This window comes from bacterium (assembly GCA_035703895.1).
GTDB lineage: Bacteria > Sysuimicrobiota > Sysuimicrobiia > Sysuimicrobiales > Segetimicrobiaceae > Segetimicrobium.
This window is the reverse complement of the sequence record DASSXJ010000080.1, coordinates 1-15,922: the sequence shown is the minus strand read 5'-3', so window position 1 is coordinate 15,922 and position 15,922 is coordinate 1. Positions and strand designations below refer to the sequence as shown.

The following is a 15,922-nucleotide window of genomic DNA, read 5'->3' as shown; positions in this document are numbered from 1 at the left end:
ACCCCTAGCGCACGGCTCGGGACAAATACGGCGATCCTCGGACCACGAACCGCCACCGGCGGTCGGTCGCAACCGAGATGCCGATCCGGGGCGTGGCCACGATCGGCCCCGAGGGACCGTCACGAGGCGCCAGGTACAACGGCTCCGCTGCCAGATCCGCCCGATTGTGCGCGAGCGTGATCCCCATGGCCTGGGTCAGCCGCCCCGGCCCGCGCGCAAGATCGCGCAGCGCATCGATCCCACGCCGCCGCTGCATCAACGCCACCCCGTCCACCGGTTCGAGGGCGCGGAGCAATACGGCACCCGGGCGCCCCAATGACTCCGTGACGACGTTCATGCACGCGTGGATGCCGTGGCTGAGATACACGTAGGCGATGCCCGGCCGGCCCCACATCACCTCGCTGCGGAACGTCCGCCGGTATGCGTGGCTCGCGGGATCCCGGGGGCCCGCGTACGCCTCGACCTCTACGAGCCGACCAACGACCCGTCCCTCGGGGGTTTCGTGCACGAGCAGGCAGCCGAGGAGGGCACGGGCCACGGTCACCGTCGGGCGCGCGAAGAACGCTCGCGGAAGCGGCCTCAATCGCCGAGGAACTCGAGGAGTCGCGCCAGCGGCCAGGTGTTGATCACGCTGCGGGCTTCGACCCATCCGCGCCGCGCCGTCCCGATCCCGTGCTCCATGGCCCGCAGGTGATCCTTGCGGTGGGCATCGGTGCCGATTTCAAAGAGCGCGTCCCGATCGCGGGCCATGCGGACGTGGGTATCCTTCAAGTCCAACCGATCCGGATACGCGCTGATCTCCAGCACGGTCTCGGTCCTGCGGGCGGCCTCGATGACGGCATCGAGATCCAAATCGAACGGCGGACGCTGACCGACGAGCCGCCCCGTCGGGTGCCCGAGGATGTCGAGATGCGGGTTCTCCATCGCCGTGATCACCCGGCGGGTCATCTCCTCCTGCGGCATCCGCAGCCGGCTGTGGACCGACCCGATGACGACATCGAGCGTCCGCAGCACCTCGTCCGGGTAGTCGAGGGATCCGTCCGCGAGGATATCGACCTCGGAGCCGAAGAGGATGCGAAGCCCCACCCGGTCGCTTATCTTCCGGATCTCGGCGGCGTGCTCGCACAGGTCGTCGATGCTCACCCCGCCCGCGAATCGGAGTGAGCGCGAGTGATCGGTGATCGCGATGTACTCGTATCCCCGCGCCTTGGCCGCCAGCGCCATCGCCTCGGCCGTGTCGTCCCCGTCGCTCCAGGTGGAGTGCATGTGCAGATCGCCGCGGACATCCGACAGCTCGATCAAATGTGGCAGCGCGCCGCGCTGCGCGAGTTCGATCTCTCCCTGCGCTTCGCGAATCTCCGGAGGAATCCAGGGCAGGTTGAGCGCGTGGTACACCTCCTCCTCGGTCCGCCCTCCGATCTTGTGATCGTCCTCGACGCGAAAAACGCCGTACTCGTTGATGCGGAGGCCCCGGCGCACCGCCATTTCGCGCAACTGCACGTTGTGGTCTTTGCTGCCGGTGAAGTACTGCAGCGCCGCGCCGTAGGACTCGGGCTCCACCGCCCGGACGTCACACTGCACGCCGCTCACGCCCAGGAGGACGCTCGCCAGCGTCGAGCCCCGGGACAGCACCCGGTCGACCTGGGGAAGGGCGACGACGGCCGCCATCACCGGTTCGGACGTGCGCGTCCCGACCACGACATCGATGTCGGCGATTGTGTCGCGCATCCGCCGGATGCTCCCCGCCAGGCTGACCGCCTCGACGCCGGCGATGGCTCTGAGCGCATCGACCACCGCCTGCGCCTGTGGCAGCACGGTCCCGATCGGCTGGCGGGTGGCCTGCAGGCGCCGGCGCTCGATTCCTTTGAGGATGTTCTGTTCGATCCTCGCGCCCAAACGGGGTAGCTCCCGGACCTTGCCGTCGCGGGCCGCTCGCTCGAGCGCATCGATGTCCGTCACGCCAAGCCGCTGGTAGAGGAGCAGCGCGGTCTTGGGGCCCACTTCGGGGATCGTCATCAGGTCGGCCACGCCGGGGGGAAGGGCCCGCTGCAGTTCCTCATGGTACGCGATCGTCCCGGTCCGCAGATACTCTTCGATCTTCTCCGCCAGACGCTCGCCGATCCCGCTGATCTTCCGGAGCCCGCCGCGGGCGGCGACGGTCTCGACGTCTTCGGCCAGGCTCTCCAGCGCCCGGCTCCCCTTGCGATAGGCGTTGACGCGAAACGTGGATTCCTGCTGAATCTCGAGGAGGTCGGCGATCTGGGCGAAGATGCGGGCGATCTCGATGTTCCTGGTGCTCACCTAGAACATGATGCCGTCAGGTTGGCCGAAGCGAGGAATCCGAATCGGAAGCGTGGATGCGATGTTGACCATGAACGCGGTGTAGCCCTTCAACAGCAACGGCGCGACCGTCGAGTGTCTCGTGTCCGGTTCAACCGCGTCGCGGAACGGGGATGCCAGGATGACGACGAGCAATGCCGCAGCCATCGCGACGCCGCGCACGACGCCCATCACGCCGCCCAGGATCTCCGAAAGCGGGAGGGTGCGGACCCCGTGCGCCAGACGCACAATGATCCCGACCAGAATGTACAGCGCCAGCCAGATCACGACAAACGCCAAGAACCCTCCCCACGCCTCGGGCAGGAACAAGGTCCGGTGTAGGACCGGCACGATGCGCGCGTACGTCACGGTCGCGGCGAAAAACGCACCCACCATCGCCACCAAGTCGATCACCCCCGCCAGCACGCCATACCGGGTGCCGCGAAGGATGGAGACGAGGACGATCGCGAGGGTGATCCAGTCGATCCAATTCACCGAAATGGTGCGACCCATCCCTCCTGAGCGCCTCCCGCGATGTGGCTACTCGCGGAGCTGAACGCCGGGCTGCTCCTGGAGGGCTATTCGGACCTGCTGGACGATTTCCTCCGCCTCACCCGTGGTGAGCGTGCGATCTTGGGCGCGCAGGCGCAGGCGATACGCGAGGTTTCGGTGCCCCGCAGGCACCGGCGGGCCCGCGTAGACGTCGAAGAGCTCGACCACCTCCAACAGCGGACCCGCCGCCGCGCGGATGATCGCTTCGACCCGGCCCGCCGGGAGCCGGTCCGGGATGACCGCGGCCACGTCCCGCTCGACCGAGGGAAAGCGCGGGAGCTCCGGAGATGTGCGGATCAACATCACCGCAGGGAGCACCGCCTCAAGGTCGACTTCCGCCAGGTACGCACGGTGCGGCAGTCGGTAGGCGGCGGCCACGTCGGGATGCACCTCGCCGAGGCGCCCGATTGCGCGCCCGCGGTATTTCAGGACGGCCGCGCGCCCGGGGTGCCACCAGGTCGGTGCGTCCGATAGCGGCTCCGTGACCCATTCGCCTATTCCCAACTCGCGCAGGAGTGCCTCAATGAGCCCTTTTAAATGATAGAAGTCGGTGGCCCCCCGCTCGATCGGCACGTTCCACCCGGCCCGCCATCGTCCCATCGAGGCTATCCCGAGGGTTCTTCGCTCCTCCGGGCGGCCGTCGAGACCGCCGGTGGCCCCGCGTGGAGCCGGGAGGAACACCCTCCCGAGCTCGAACACCTGGACATCATCAACGCGCCTGGCCGCGTTGCTCGCCAGCACCGATGCCAGACCGGGCAGAAGCGACGGCCGCAGCACCGACTGTTCGGTGACGAGGGGATTCTGCACCACGACGACCCCCGCCCCTGTTTTTGCCGCCGCCTCCGCGGAGATCAATGTCAGGGTCATGACCTCCGTCAGCCCACAGCGCGCGAGCGTCTCGCGAACCTGCGCATCGATTCGGAGAACAGGGACGATCGTCCCCGGCGTGGTCTCGCCGCGAGGCATCGTCAAGGGCACGCGGTCGTACCCGTACACCCGGGCGATCTCCTCGACGAGATCCTCTTCGCGGCAGAGATCGACGCGAAACGAGGGCGGCCGGACCTCGAGCGATCCCGCCGGGGGCTGTCCGCCGGAGCGTCCCGCCCTCCCGGGGGCGACGGCGCACCCGAGCGCGCGGAGGCTCCGCGCGATCTGCGCCCGCGGCACGGCCACCCCCAGCACCGTCACGACCCGCGCGGGCCGCAGCCGGATCGCCGGCCGGATCGCGCGAAGTCCAACGACATCGATCGTCCCTCGGAGCACACGCCCACCGCACCATTCGGTGAACAACTGCGCCGCCCGTTCTTGGGCGGGCGGAGGGCCGGCGGGGTCCATGCCCCGCTCGAACCGCGCAGAGGCCTCCGTCCGAATGCCCAGGCGCCGCGCCGTGCGTCCGATTGCCGGAGGGTTCCAGTACGCGGCCTCGAGCAGCACCCGCGTTGTGCCCGGACCGATCTCCGTGTCGCTTCCTCCGATGATGCCCGCCAGCGACACCGCTCGCCGGGCGTCCGCGACAACCAGCATCTCGGCGTCCAGCGTGTAGTCGAGTCCGTCGAGCGTGCGAAGCCGCTCCCCGGGGAAGGCGCGCCTGACGATGAGACGGTGTTCGGCGATCCGATCGTAGTCAAAGGCGTGCATCGGTTGGCCGAGCTCGAGCATGACGTAGTTCGTGACATCGACCACATTGTTGATCGCCCGAACGCCGGCGGCTTCCAGGCGCCGCTGCGCCCACGCCGGCGACGGACCGACCCGGACGTCCTCGATCATCCGGGCGGTGAACCGCGGGCAGCCCTTGGGATCATCGACCTTGACGGCGATCCGCTCCGATGCGGCGGGCGGGCGCGTGACGGCCTTCGGCTTGGGAATGCGGAGCCGGCGGCCGAGCATCACCGCGACCTCACGCGCCACCCCCAGTACGCTCATGCAGTCAGGACGGTTGGCCGTCAGTTCGATCTCGAGGACGGTATCGTCCCCGATGTGCTCGATGCGGTCCACGGGCAGGCCGATACCGTGGAGCCGCTCGATCAGGGTCTCCAGCGGAACATCGACCGTCACATATTCACGCAGCCACTCCAGCGGGACGCGCATCGCCGCTCCTATACCTGTCGGAGAAAGCGGACGTCGTTGTCGTAGAACAGCCGGATGTCGTTGATCCGGTGCTTGAGCATCGCCAGGCGTTCGACGCCGATGCCGAAGGCGAACGCGGTATACCGTTCGGGATCGATCTGGGCCATCTCCAACACGCGAGGGTGGAACATGCCGCACCCGAGGATCTCCAGCCAGCCGGATTGCTTGCACACGGCGCACCCGCGGCCCCCGCACGTCACGCACGAGATCGCCATCTCCGCGCTCGGCTCGGTGAACGGAAAGTAGGACGGTGTGAAGCGGACGCGGACCTGGGGGTCGAAGAACCCGCGGGCGAACGCCATGAGGATCCCCTTCAGATCCGAGAACCGCACGCCCTCGTCGACCATGAACCCGTCGGCCTGGTGGAACATCGGGGAGTGGCTGGCGTCCGCCGGATCCCGCCGGTAGCAGTGCCCGTAGGCCAGGGCCCGCATCGGCGGGCGCCGGGAATCCAGCACGTGCACGTCCACGACCGTCGTGTGCGTCCGCAGCAGCCATTCGTTCGTCACGTAGAACGAATCCTGAGCGTCCCGGGCGGGGTGGTACTCCGGCATGTTGAGGCGTTCGAAGTTATCGTGATCGCGCTCGATCTCCGGCCCTTCCACGACCTCGAACCCCAGCCCGAGGAAGATCTGCGCGATCTCGTCCATGGTCCGGGTGAGGATGTGCGTCCGCCCGAGGGTGGGAAGGCGCCCGGGGAGGGTGACGTCGATCGCCTCCGCCGCGAGGCGGCTGTGCTGCCCTTCCTCGCGCAGCGCCGCGGCGCGGGCCTCCACCATGCGCTCGACCCCGGCCTTCAGGTCGTTCAACGCGGCCCCGATTGCAGGGCGATCTGCGGACGCGACCGTGCCGAGTTGGCGGAACGCCTGGGTGATCACGCCGTTTCGACCGAGATAGCGAACGCGCACCCCCTCCAGTGCCTCGACGGTGGGCGCCTCGACGCACTCGCCTTCTGCGCGGCGTCGTATACTCTCGAGATCGCTGCGATCCAGTTGCGAGACCATCGTGCGCGAGATCCTCCTTGCACAAAAATAAAACGCACCTCCGTCCAAGGGACGGAAGTGCGCTTCCGCGGTCCCACCCTTTTTCCGCCCGGAGTTCCCCCAGGCGACCCTTCATTGACCGGGATACGGGCCGGTCCCCGTTCGCCTAATGCCGGCTCTTGAGCCGGGTTCAGCAAACCGCTCTGGAGCGAACGGCGTCGGGCTGTGTCGCGGGCCGGTTCGCAGTCGGTGACCGGCCCTCCCTGGGCGACGCGATCCCGCGCACCCTCTCCGTCATCGCCACGCTGCTAGTTCAGTATCGGCACCACCCACTGCTGCCGTCGCCGCACAAGTTGGCGGTACACGAGGTATGCCCAGATCGATCCGGTGGCCTCGAACACCCGCCAGAACGACTCCGGCGTCCAGGAAATCTCCACCGCGCCACCCCTCCTCCTCGCCAATGGTACTCCGCCGATCCGGCTGGAGGTCCAGGAGCGACCTACGAGGTCGGACCAAGTATAGCACACGCCCCTGCGACGTGCCAAACTCGATTGCCGTACACGAGAGTGCGACCTCAATCACTCCCGAGGCCCGGCGGCCTCCCCGGCCCTATAGAGCAGCACAGCCGCCGCCGCGGCCACACCCAACGACTCCATGGCGCCGGCCATCGGCAGGCGGATGCGGATCCCGGACGGAGTCCACGCCCGCGCTGCACCGGCGCCCTCGCTGCCGAAGACGAGCGCGAGCGGGCGGGCGTATGAGACCTCCGATGCGAGGCGGTCCCCCCGGGGATCCGCGACGAGCACGCGCACGCCGTGTCGCTGGAGCGCGGCGGCGGCATGCGAGGCCGACGGGAAGAACAACAGCGGCAGCTGGAATACCGCACCGGCCGAGGCACGGATCGCCTTCGATCCGAATGGGTCTGCGGCGACGCCCGCGACCACGCCTCCGGTCGCCCCGGCGGCGACGGCCGTGCGGAGGATGGCCCCCGCGTTGCCGGGATCCTGCACGCCATCAAGCACGGCGAGCCATGCCTTCGCGTCATCGAGGATGGCCGGCGAGGCATCCGGCGGCCGCCGGACGATGCCGAGCACGCCTTGCGGTGCGTCCACTTGTGTCAACGAATCGAACACATAAGGCGAGACCACGATCAACCGCACACCCGCGGCGTGCAGGCGCCCGCGCATCTCCTCGCCCCGCGGATGCGCGGCGGCCGCGGGCGTGTGCACGACCAGCGTGATGTCGACGCCGCCTGCGGCGGCGGTCTCGACAAACCGCCACCCCTCCACCACACAGCGCGCGGTGCGCCGCGACGACGATTGCAGCAGGCTCCGGAGGTCCTGGATTACAGGGTTCTTGCGGCTCGTGATGATGGTCGGGGCGGTGCTCTCGCCCGGCGAACGGCGCGAGCCCTCCCCCGCCGGGGAGGGCTCGCCGCGACGTCCCATGCGACCGCTGCTACTTGACCTGCTGGATCCGCTTGACCAGCGCCAAAAACGCCTGGTCGTCGCGGACGGCGAGATCCGCCAGCATCTTGCGGTTCACCTCGATCCCCGCCCGCCGCAGCCCGAAGATCAGCCGGCTATAGGACAACCCGTGCATCCTGGCCGCGGCGTTGATGCGCGCGATCCACAACTGACGGAACTCCCGCTTGCGGGCCCGCCGGTGCGCGTATGCCTGCGCCAGGGCGCGGACGACCGTCTGGTTGGCCAGCTTGAACCAGCGACTCTTCTTCCCCCAGTACCCGCGCGCGAGCTTCAGGACCTTGTGGTGTCTGCGCCGGGCGCTGACGCCCCGCTTGACGCGTGCCATCGAGCATCACTCCCAACCTGCGGCCTGCGTGGTTAGCGATACGGGAGCAGCCGCTCCAACCGAGGGAGGTCGACGGGTTCGATCGCTCGGTTTTCGCGCAGGGACCGCTTCCGCTTGGACCCCTTGTGCACCATTAGATGCCCCCCGAGCTGACGGCCGCGCAGGAGCCGCTTCCGGCCCGTCACGCGAATCCGCTTCGCCGTGCCCTGGTGGGTCTTCAGTTTCCCCACGTCTGCTCCCCCGTGCGCTAATTCTTTTTGGGCGCCAGGATCATGATCATGTTGCGCCCTTCCATCAGCGGGTGACGCTCGACCACCGCGACGTCGGCCAGATCCTGCGCCATCCGGCGCAGGATCTGCTCCCCGACATGCGGATGCGCCATCTCCCGGCCGCGAAACCACATGGACACGCGAACTTTGTCTCCGTCCTTCAGAAACGTGCTCACCGTTCTCGTCTTCGTGCGCAGATCGTGCTCGCCGATCTTCGGGCTCAAGCGCATGCCCTTCAGCTCGGACGTCTTCGATTTCCGGTGAGCCTCGCGCTCCCGCTTCGCCTGCTCGTACTTGTATTTGCCGTAGTCGATGATCCGGCACACCGGCGGGGTGGCCGTCGGAGCAACCTCCACGAGATCGAGGTTCGCCTCCTCGGCCTTCGCCAGGGCCTCGGCGAGCAGCATCACACCCAGTTGCTCTCCGCTCGCCCCGATCAACCGGACCTCACGGGCCCGGATACGGTCGTTGATCCGCGCTCCGCGCTCGATAAGACTCTACCCCTCCTTCAGACAATGAAGGGGATGGCGGTGACGCCATCCCCACCGGTCGTTTCCGAACCGTTGACCTTGGCGGCGGCCGCCGCACCCATCCGGCGGCGCCCCAAGGTGAGAAGCAGATGGCTTCTACTTGAGCGTGGCCAGTATAGCATAGGCCTCAGAACAGCGTCAATCGGCCGAGGTGTGTCCGGCGTGCGGGGAGAGTTCGACCCGGACCGCCACGATCGTCTGGTCGTCGGCGGGGGCGCGCCCGGCCCAGGCCTCGAGCGCACCCATGACACGCTCGACGACATCCTCGGGGAGCCCACCGGCACAAGCCCCCGCGAGCGTCATGACCCGCTGCTCTCCGAACTGCTCCCCATCCGGCCGCCTGGCCTCCGTGATCCCATCGGTGAACATGACCAAGAGATCCCCCGCGCCGACGGAGATCTCTGCGGTCACGTACATGGTGCCGACGTCCACCCCCAGCAGCAGCCCGGGTGGTTCGAGAACCACAGGCGTGACCGTCCCAGCGGGCACCAGCAACGGAGGGAGATGGCCTGCTCGGGCGAAGGCGAAGCGTCCCCGCCGTGCGTCGAGGATTCCGTAGAATAGACTGACAAACTGCGAGTCGGCGTCGCGCGCCAGCACCCGGTTCAACCTCGTCAGGACCGTGTCCGGACGGTCCGCGTCCAGCGCAAACGCTTCGAGCAGGTATCGGGCGCGGGCCGAGAGCGTGGCCGCTGGAATCCCTTTCCCCGTCACGTCAGCGATAGCCAGCCCGACTCGTGCCTCCTCTAAGGGGAGCACCGCGTAGAAGTCTCCCCCCACCTCGCGGCTGGACACATACTTCCCCGCCACGGTTACGCTGGGCAGCTGCACGCGCTCGGGCGGGAGGAGCGTCTGTTGGATGATTGCGGCGATCTCACGCTCGCGTTCGTAGGCGCTCGCATTATCGACGGCCAATGCCACACGATCGCCGAACGCCTCGAGGAGTCGCATCTCGTGCGGTGTGAACTCGCGAGGGCGCCGCGAGGTCACCTGCACCACCCCGATCACCCGCCCTCCCGCCCGCAGGGGGACGGCGGCGACTGCGTAGGCGCCTTCGCCGGCGAGCGCCGGATCGAGCGCGCGCAGGTGAGCCGGGTCCGAGATCATCAGGGGGCGCGCCTCGGCGGCGACGCGGCCCGCCACCCCTTGTCCTCGCGCAAGTTGGCGGGGCGTGTCCGACGAAGATCTATTGAGACCGCCCGACTGCTCATCGACGAACCAGATCGTCCCCTCGTCCGCGTGGAGCGCGGCGACGACCTGGTGCACCAGCGGAGGGAGGAGTTCATCCAGCCTGACGGTCGACAAGGCGGCATCGCTGACCGCCTGGAGCGCGCTCATCTCTTGGACGAGATCGGCCAGCCGGCGACTCATCTCGTTGAAGGCGTCTCCCAGCTCTCCCAGCTCATCGTTTCGCGGCAGGGCCACGCGCGTGCCGAGTTCGCCCCGCCCGATCGCCCGCGCGCCGCGAACGAGGGCGAGGATCGGAGCGCTCACCTCTGAGCCCAACACCCAAGCCAGGAAAAGCCCAACGCCTACCGTGGTCAAGAGGAACGTGAGTTCCTGGGTCGCGGCCCGGCGCGCCGACTCCAGCGCGGACGACTCCGGCTCGGTGATGACCGCCGCCCACCCGAGGTCGGGGATCGGAACCGCGGCGCCGAGAAACCGGGCGGGGCTCCCAGGATCCCGGTACCCAACGATCGACGCATCGTGCCCGGCCAAGGCCTGCCGGACGCCGTCCACCTCTTGCAGCGCCCCGGCCGCGCGGTCCGGTTTGAGGAGATCGATGATCACCCGGCCGCTCTCGTCGACGATGATGCCGTCCACGAATGGGTTGGGAGGGTGAGGAAGGACCGCCCGGAGGCGCTCCAAGTTTACCCGGCCCGCGACGATCGCGGTGAGGTGGCCGCCTTCTTGGATCGCGCTGGAGACGACCATGGTGGCCCGGCGACCTGCCCGGACTGGGGCTCCGGCGGCCCATGCTTTGCCGTGCTGGACGGCCGTGACCGACGGGTCGGCGGCCACGTCTTGCGCCGCGGCGGGGGGGCTCGCCGCTGAAACGCCGCCGTCGGGATCGATCAGGACGAGCGAGAGGAACATCGGGTCACGGGTTCGGATCGCCCCAAACAACTGGACGATGCCGGTGACAGGGTAGGGCTGGCTCGTCACCGCGGCCCCCGCCGTCCGCTCAGCCTCGACCCCACCCGCGATAAACATCTGCACGCCCGAAGCGATGGCGTGGGCGGCCTCGCGGTGGCTGCGTTGGACGACGTCGAGCCGGCCCTGGTTCCGGGATTGATACAGCACGGCGCCGAGGATCAGGATGGGCACCATGCAGATGAGGATCACCGCGGCGATCTTCCCGCGGATCCCCAGCCGGATCCTCCGCACTGCGGTCACCCGGTGGGGTGGGTCCTCAACTGCTCGACGGCTTCACGCTCAGTCGCCACCACCGCGATGATGGCTCCGAGCCCGGTGACCCGAAAGATCTTTTGGATCGTCGGCTGCGTGGCAATCAGCACAATGGCGCCCTGACGCGACCGTACGTCCTTGTGTGACTCGGTCAGCACCCGAAGAGCGGTGCTGTCGAGGTAGGCGACGCGCGTGAGATTGACGGCGAGCCGCGGTCGGGCGCCGCTCGCGGCCCGGCGCAACCCCTCTTCGAGTCGCGGCGCCGTGTAGAGATCCACCTCGCCGACAACGTCGAGGATCGTCACCCCATCGCTTGTCCGCACATCGATCTGGAGGTCCACCGCTCACCTGCGCTTCCGACGTGTGGTCCGATCCACCCGATTATTCCTCGGCGTGGAGCGCCGCTTGATAGAGGCCGATGCCTTTGTTGGAGATCGCCGAGGCGACAAATCCCATCAGAAAGAGAAACAACCCTCGTGTTGCCACCGGGAGCAGTGCGCTCTGGCTCGACGTCGGGGCGACCACCGTGGCCGAGGCCACCAACTCAAGATACGCAAGGTAGAATACCACCAGGAGCAGCAGCACGCCCAAGACGAACACGGCGAGCCCGGCCCTCCTCCCGGCCCCGTCCGTCGCGGTTCGCAACCCCCGCCCCCTCTCCCCCGCCTATTCTACGCGGGCGTGCGCCAGCGCGGTCGCGCAAGAGCACTTCCGGGTGCGCGGCAACCGTTCGATGATGGCCGCGAGCAGCCGCCGGAGCTTCTCGTTGTTCTGCTGGAACACTTGAATCACGGCCGCGTGCGTGACCGGCTCGACTCCGGCGTCCCCTTCCACACCCACGTCGTAATCCGTGATCAGCGAGATGTTCACGTAGCACAGCTCCAATTCCCTGGCCAGCACCACCTCCGGATAGTTGGTCATGTTGATGACCTCCCACCCCTGGGTGCGGAACCACCGGCTCTCTGAACGCGTGCTGAACCGGGGACCCTGAATCACCACGACCGTTCCTCGATCGTGCACAGGGATCCCAAGCGTCTTCGCCGTCTCCACCGCGAGCGGCCTGAGCGTGGGACAGTACGGATCCGCTCCTGCGATGTGCGTGACGATAGGGCCATCGAAAAAAGTATCGGCCCGCGCGTTCGTCCGATCGACGAACTGATCGCAGATCACGAACTCGCCGGGCCGCACGTGTGGCTGCAGGCTCCCGGCGGCGCATGGACCGAACACCCATTGCACGCCGAGGGACTTCATCGCCCACATGTTGGCGCGGTAATTGATCCGGTGCGGCGGGAGCCGGTGGGTCCGGCCGTGGCGTGGCAGGAACGCGACCGTGCGCCCCGCGATTTCGCCCAGCATCATCGTATCGCTCGGCTCCCCGTACGGGGTGTCGAGCTTGATCTCTCGGGCGGTTTCTAGGAGCGCGTAGAATCCGGATCCCCCCAGCACCCCGATCTCCGCCCGCCGCTCCCCTTGCGTCACGGCTTCTCCTCCTTGCGCGTTCTGTCCCGCGGCTCCAGGACGGCCTCGACGATCCGCGGGAGCACGGCGCCGGCCTCGCCCCGCACTACGACCTCGGCAAGGTCGTCGCACGGCGTGGGGTCGCGATTCACGATGACGAGCTTCGCTCCGTGCCGAACGGCAAAGGCCGGCAACCCGGCGACGGGATAGACCTCCAACGACGACCCCACCACGAGCAGCACATCGCATGTCCGGCAGGCCGCTTCCGCCCGCGCGTACGCCGCCGCAGGGAGCACCTCTCCAAAGAGCACCACGTTGGGACGCAACAGCCCTCCGCACCGTGCGCATCGGGGCACCGCGCCCGCCCGCAGGGGTCCGGCCATCTCGGCGATCGCGACCAGGGCGCCGCATCCCGCACACCGGGCCTCGCGGAGGTTGCCGTGGACCTCCACGACCTCCCGAGATCCCGCCTGCCGATGCAGCCCGTCGACGTTCTGCGTCACCACCAGGTGCAGCACCCCGAGGCCTTCGAGCCGCGCCAGCGCCCGATGCGCGGCGTTGGGAGCGGCACCGGCGAGCGCGGCCAAACGGGCCTGGTAGAAGGTGTAGAACCCCGCGGGATCCTGCTGGAACGCGCTTACGGAGGCGACGCGCGAGGGGTCGGTGCGCCCCCACAGCCCGTCCTTGGACCGGAAGTCGGGGAGGCCCGATTCGGTGCTCGCCCCCGCACCGGTCAATGCGACGTTCAGCCGCCCGCCGCGGAGCAGCGCCGCCGCCCGCGCCACTCCGTCCGCCGTGGACGCCGCCGATGAAGGCTGCGAGGCCGACACCGATCCTCCATCCCTACCTAACATAGCCGTCCGCGATCATCAAACCGCAGCGGCTCCGCCGGGCCGACCGCCGCGATGTGCTCCTTGCCGCGCAGGCCCTCCGCGAGGGGCTCCGAGACCCACACATCCTCGAGGTGGAGGGTATTGGGCACACGCACGACGCGCGCCCGGTGCGGGTCCCCGATGCCAAGGCTTCCGAGCGCGGCGAAGATCGTGTCCCGTTCGGTCGCCAGCACCATCGGCAGCATCGCCCGCTGGACATACGTGCTCACGATGCAGTTCAGGTAGGTCGCGGAAAAATCAATCCGGTCGACCAGGGCCCTGGTCGTGAAGTCGGCCAGGCCGATCCCCTGCGCGTTCCCCTCCGACGCCGCGGAGAGCCGGAGCGCAACGATGCGTCCGGCGTGCGGCACCTCGGGTTCCGCCACGCCAGCGATGCGCCACCGCCCGATCACGTTCACATCCATGCCGGTTCCGCTGTAGTTCTTGCCGACCTCGTCCACGATCAAAAGGTCCATGCGGTCGACGGGAAGGTGCGGCATCAACGCGCGCGCCTCGGGGAACAAGTCGACCTCCGCATCGGGGATCGCCTCGGGCGGCACCGCGACGAGGCGAGCGGTCTCATCGTAGGCGTTCTCGATGATCGCTAGCCCGCCAACCACCCGCCCGGTTCCGATCACGCACTCCGCAATCTCGCGGATCGCACCAGCCATCTGACCCGGGCCCTGCTGGTGAATCTGCGCGGCGCCGGGGGCTTTGCCCAGCCCGACGCCGAGCATCTTCATCAGCCCGCTGCCGAACGGATGGCTGAATCCGGTGTGCGGCTTGATCCGGCCGACCGCCAGGATGGCGTGACACGACGCAGCGTTGCGATCGCAGTACGCAACGAGCCCGCTCGGGGTCCGCCCCACCTCCACCGTCTCCATCGAAGTCGCCAGGGGCGCGCCGATAGATTCAGGCGTGATCCCGAGATGCCGGAGCAGCCGGCGCTGGCCCTCGTCGGTGCCCCCGCCGTGGCTCCCCATTGACGCCACGAGCAGCGGATCTCCGCCGGCCACCCGGATCTCCTCCACCGCGGCGCGCAGAATGGGGACGATGTCGTGGATCCCGCGGCTTCCGGCTGTCACCGCGATCCGGCTGCCCGGACGGATGCGCGCAGCCAGATCGAGGCGCCGAAGCTCGGCGCGAACGGCGGCCGGGACATCCTCGACGCGCGGCCGGCGAAACCGTTGGTGGACGCGGGCCATCCGCGGAGCGGTTGCAGGGACATGGACACCAGTGGGAATCTGCTCGACACCAACAGTCATGGCGTCACTCCGGGGACCCGTGGAAAATTGCCTGTTGCGCCGCCCCGATGGTATCATCTCGGTGATCGACGGGTCAACTTTGACCCATACGCGTCACTGGCTTCCGGAGGTCTCACGATGCCGGTCCTCTATCGGCTCTTCGATCAACCGCGCGCCTTTCGTGGTCCGAGCCGCGTCTGGTTCGGTGCGCACGCGTCAGAACGGATCCAGGAGTGCATCCAAGAACTCGGCATCCGGCCCGGCCGCGCGCTGCTCGTGACCGACGCCGTGGTGGACCGGCTGCACCTCGCCAGCAAGGTTGCGGACGGGCTCGCCGCAGGGGGATTCGACATTCACCGGTACGCGGAGATTCCCGGGGAGCCCACGGTCGAGGTGGCTGACGGCGCTGCCGCGGTCGCGCGTCGGATGTCGCCGTCTCTCATGGTCGGCGTGGGCGGGGGCAGCGTCCTCGATGTCGCCAAACTGAGCGCCGCGCTCGTCCGCAACCCAGGAAGCGTCCTCGAGTACACCACAGTCGGCGGCAAGCGGTTTGCGGAAGCAGCAGTGCCCACGATCCTGGTGCCAACTACCGCGGGCACGGGGGCCGAAGCGAGCCAAAACGCCGTCGTGACCACCGGGACTCGTAAGGCATCCGCGAGCAACCATCCCCAGCTCCTCGCCGCGGGGGTGATCCTCGATCCCCTCCTCACCCACTCGCTACCTCCGGCCGTCACCGCCCACACCGGACTGGATGCGCTGAGCCATTGTATGGAAGGCACGCTCTCCACTAATGCGACGGTGCTCACCGATGCGATGGCGGCGAACGGGACCGCCCTGATCTTTGGCGCGCTGCGGCGCGCCTATGCGACCGGCGGCACCGCCGACGGGGACCCCGAGGCACGCGCCCACATGGTCCTGGCCGCGTACATGGGTGGACTCACGCTCAATGCCGGCATGGTCCTCGGGCATTCGATCGCCTACACGCTCGCCAACCGCCTTCACCTGCCTCACGGGCTGTCGTGCGCTATCGCGCTCCCATATACGCTGGCGTACAACCGCGACGCCGCGCACGATCGGTTGAGCGCGCTCGCCCGAGCCGCGGGCTTTGGAGGTGAAGATATCGTGGCCCACGTGGAGCGGTTGTGCCGGGACGTCGGGATCCCGGACTCCGTCCGTTCGCTCGGGTTGGAGCGGGACCGGTTGCCCGAACTGGTCGACGAGTGCGTCGAGCAGTATCCGCGTCCCAACAATCCCCGCCCGCTTGCCCGGGAGCCGCTGCTCTCGCTCTACGGCGCGATATGGGACGGACGCCCCGCGCACGAGTGGACCCACTGATCGGACGCCGGT

At 68.4% G+C, this 15,922-nt stretch carries 17 protein-coding genes; 1 reads left to right on the top strand and 16 read right to left on the bottom strand.

All coding sequences use genetic code 11. The annotated features are described in order from the left end of the window. Positions 1–4 precede the first annotated feature (4 nt). From VFP86_05640 to VFP86_05565, 16 genes are all read right to left on the bottom strand, one after another. A complete protein-coding gene (locus VFP86_05640; GenBank protein HET8999110.1) occupies positions 5–583 on the bottom strand; it encodes a DNA-3-methyladenine glycosylase in 579 nt (192 codons plus the stop codon). After that, positions 580–2,301 carry a DNA polymerase/3'-5' exonuclease PolX gene (polX, locus tag VFP86_05635; protein HET8999109.1) on the bottom strand — a complete coding sequence of 574 codons (1,722 nt, stop codon included), beginning with the start codon at positions 2,299–2,301 and terminating at the stop codon, positions 580–582. The genes VFP86_05640 and polX overlap by 4 nt, the downstream gene beginning before the upstream one ends. Then, positions 2,302–2,832: a CvpA family protein gene (locus tag VFP86_05630; GenBank protein ID HET8999108.1), complete on the bottom strand. Its 531-nt coding sequence runs from the start codon at positions 2,830–2,832 to the stop codon at positions 2,302–2,304. A 27-nt stretch (positions 2,833–2,859) separates the two neighbouring features. Next, positions 2,860–4,959: a phenylalanine--tRNA ligase subunit beta gene (gene pheT / locus VFP86_05625; GenBank protein HET8999107.1), complete on the bottom strand. Its 2,100-nt coding sequence runs from the start codon at positions 4,957–4,959 to the stop codon at positions 2,860–2,862. An 8-nt stretch (positions 4,960–4,967) separates the two neighbouring features. Further along, on the bottom strand, positions 4,968–6,002 hold the full coding sequence (pheS, locus tag VFP86_05620; GenBank protein HET8999106.1) for a phenylalanine--tRNA ligase subunit alpha: 1,035 nt from the start codon (positions 6,000–6,002) through the stop codon (positions 4,968–4,970). Between the two features lie 287 nt (positions 6,003–6,289). After that, positions 6,290–6,418, bottom strand: coding sequence for a YqzL family protein (locus tag VFP86_05615; GenBank protein HET8999105.1), 129 nt, complete (start codon positions 6,416–6,418; stop codon positions 6,290–6,292). A 141-nt stretch (positions 6,419–6,559) separates the two neighbouring features. Continuing rightward, complete coding sequence (locus VFP86_05610; GenBank protein ID HET8999104.1) at positions 6,560–7,429, bottom strand: RNA methyltransferase; 870 nt, start codon at positions 7,427–7,429, stop codon at positions 6,560–6,562. Between the two features lie 10 nt (positions 7,430–7,439). After that, on the bottom strand, positions 7,440–7,793 hold the full coding sequence (gene rplT / locus VFP86_05605; protein HET8999103.1) for a 50S ribosomal protein L20: 354 nt from the start codon (positions 7,791–7,793) through the stop codon (positions 7,440–7,442). 32 nt (positions 7,794–7,825) lie between these two features. Further along, positions 7,826–8,023, bottom strand: coding sequence for a 50S ribosomal protein L35 (gene rpmI / locus VFP86_05600; protein HET8999102.1), 198 nt, complete (start codon positions 8,021–8,023; stop codon positions 7,826–7,828). 17 nt (positions 8,024–8,040) lie between these two features. Further along, positions 8,041–8,535, bottom strand: coding sequence for a translation initiation factor IF-3 (gene infC / locus VFP86_05595; protein HET8999101.1), 495 nt, complete (start codon positions 8,533–8,535; stop codon positions 8,041–8,043). Between the two features lie 195 nt (positions 8,536–8,730). Next, positions 8,731–10,989, bottom strand: a complete 2,259-nt coding sequence (locus VFP86_05590; GenBank protein ID HET8999100.1) for a SpoIIE family protein phosphatase — start codon at positions 10,987–10,989, stop codon at positions 8,731–8,733. Beyond that, entirely contained in the window at positions 10,986–11,342 is a 357-nt protein-coding gene (locus VFP86_05585; protein HET8999099.1) for an anti-sigma factor antagonist, read from the bottom strand. The genes VFP86_05590 and VFP86_05585 overlap by 4 nt, the downstream gene beginning before the upstream one ends. 40 nt (positions 11,343–11,382) lie before the next feature. After that, positions 11,383–11,646: a hypothetical protein gene (locus tag VFP86_05580; GenBank protein HET8999098.1), complete on the bottom strand. Its 264-nt coding sequence runs from the start codon at positions 11,644–11,646 to the stop codon at positions 11,383–11,385. Between the two features lie 21 nt (positions 11,647–11,667). Next, positions 11,668–12,480, bottom strand: coding sequence for an S-methyl-5'-thioadenosine phosphorylase (locus tag VFP86_05575; GenBank protein ID HET8999097.1), 813 nt, complete (start codon positions 12,478–12,480; stop codon positions 11,668–11,670). After that, entirely contained in the window at positions 12,477–13,289 is an 813-nt protein-coding gene (locus VFP86_05570; GenBank protein HET8999096.1) for an NAD-dependent deacylase, read from the bottom strand. Before VFP86_05570 ends, VFP86_05575 begins: the two co-directional genes overlap by 4 nt. Positions 13,290–13,306: 17 nt before the next feature. Continuing rightward, positions 13,307–14,596 (bottom strand): hypothetical protein, encoded by a 1,290-nt coding sequence (locus VFP86_05565; protein ID HET8999095.1) that lies wholly within the window; start codon positions 14,594–14,596, stop codon positions 13,307–13,309. A gap of 117 nt (positions 14,597–14,713) precedes the next feature. Between VFP86_05565 and VFP86_05560 the strand changes: the two genes are divergently transcribed. After that, the gene (locus tag VFP86_05560; GenBank protein HET8999094.1) at positions 14,714–15,910 is read left to right on the top strand and encodes an iron-containing alcohol dehydrogenase; all 1,197 of its coding nucleotides are present in this window, start codon (positions 14,714–14,716) and stop codon (positions 15,908–15,910) included. Positions 15,911–15,922 lie beyond the last annotated feature (12 nt).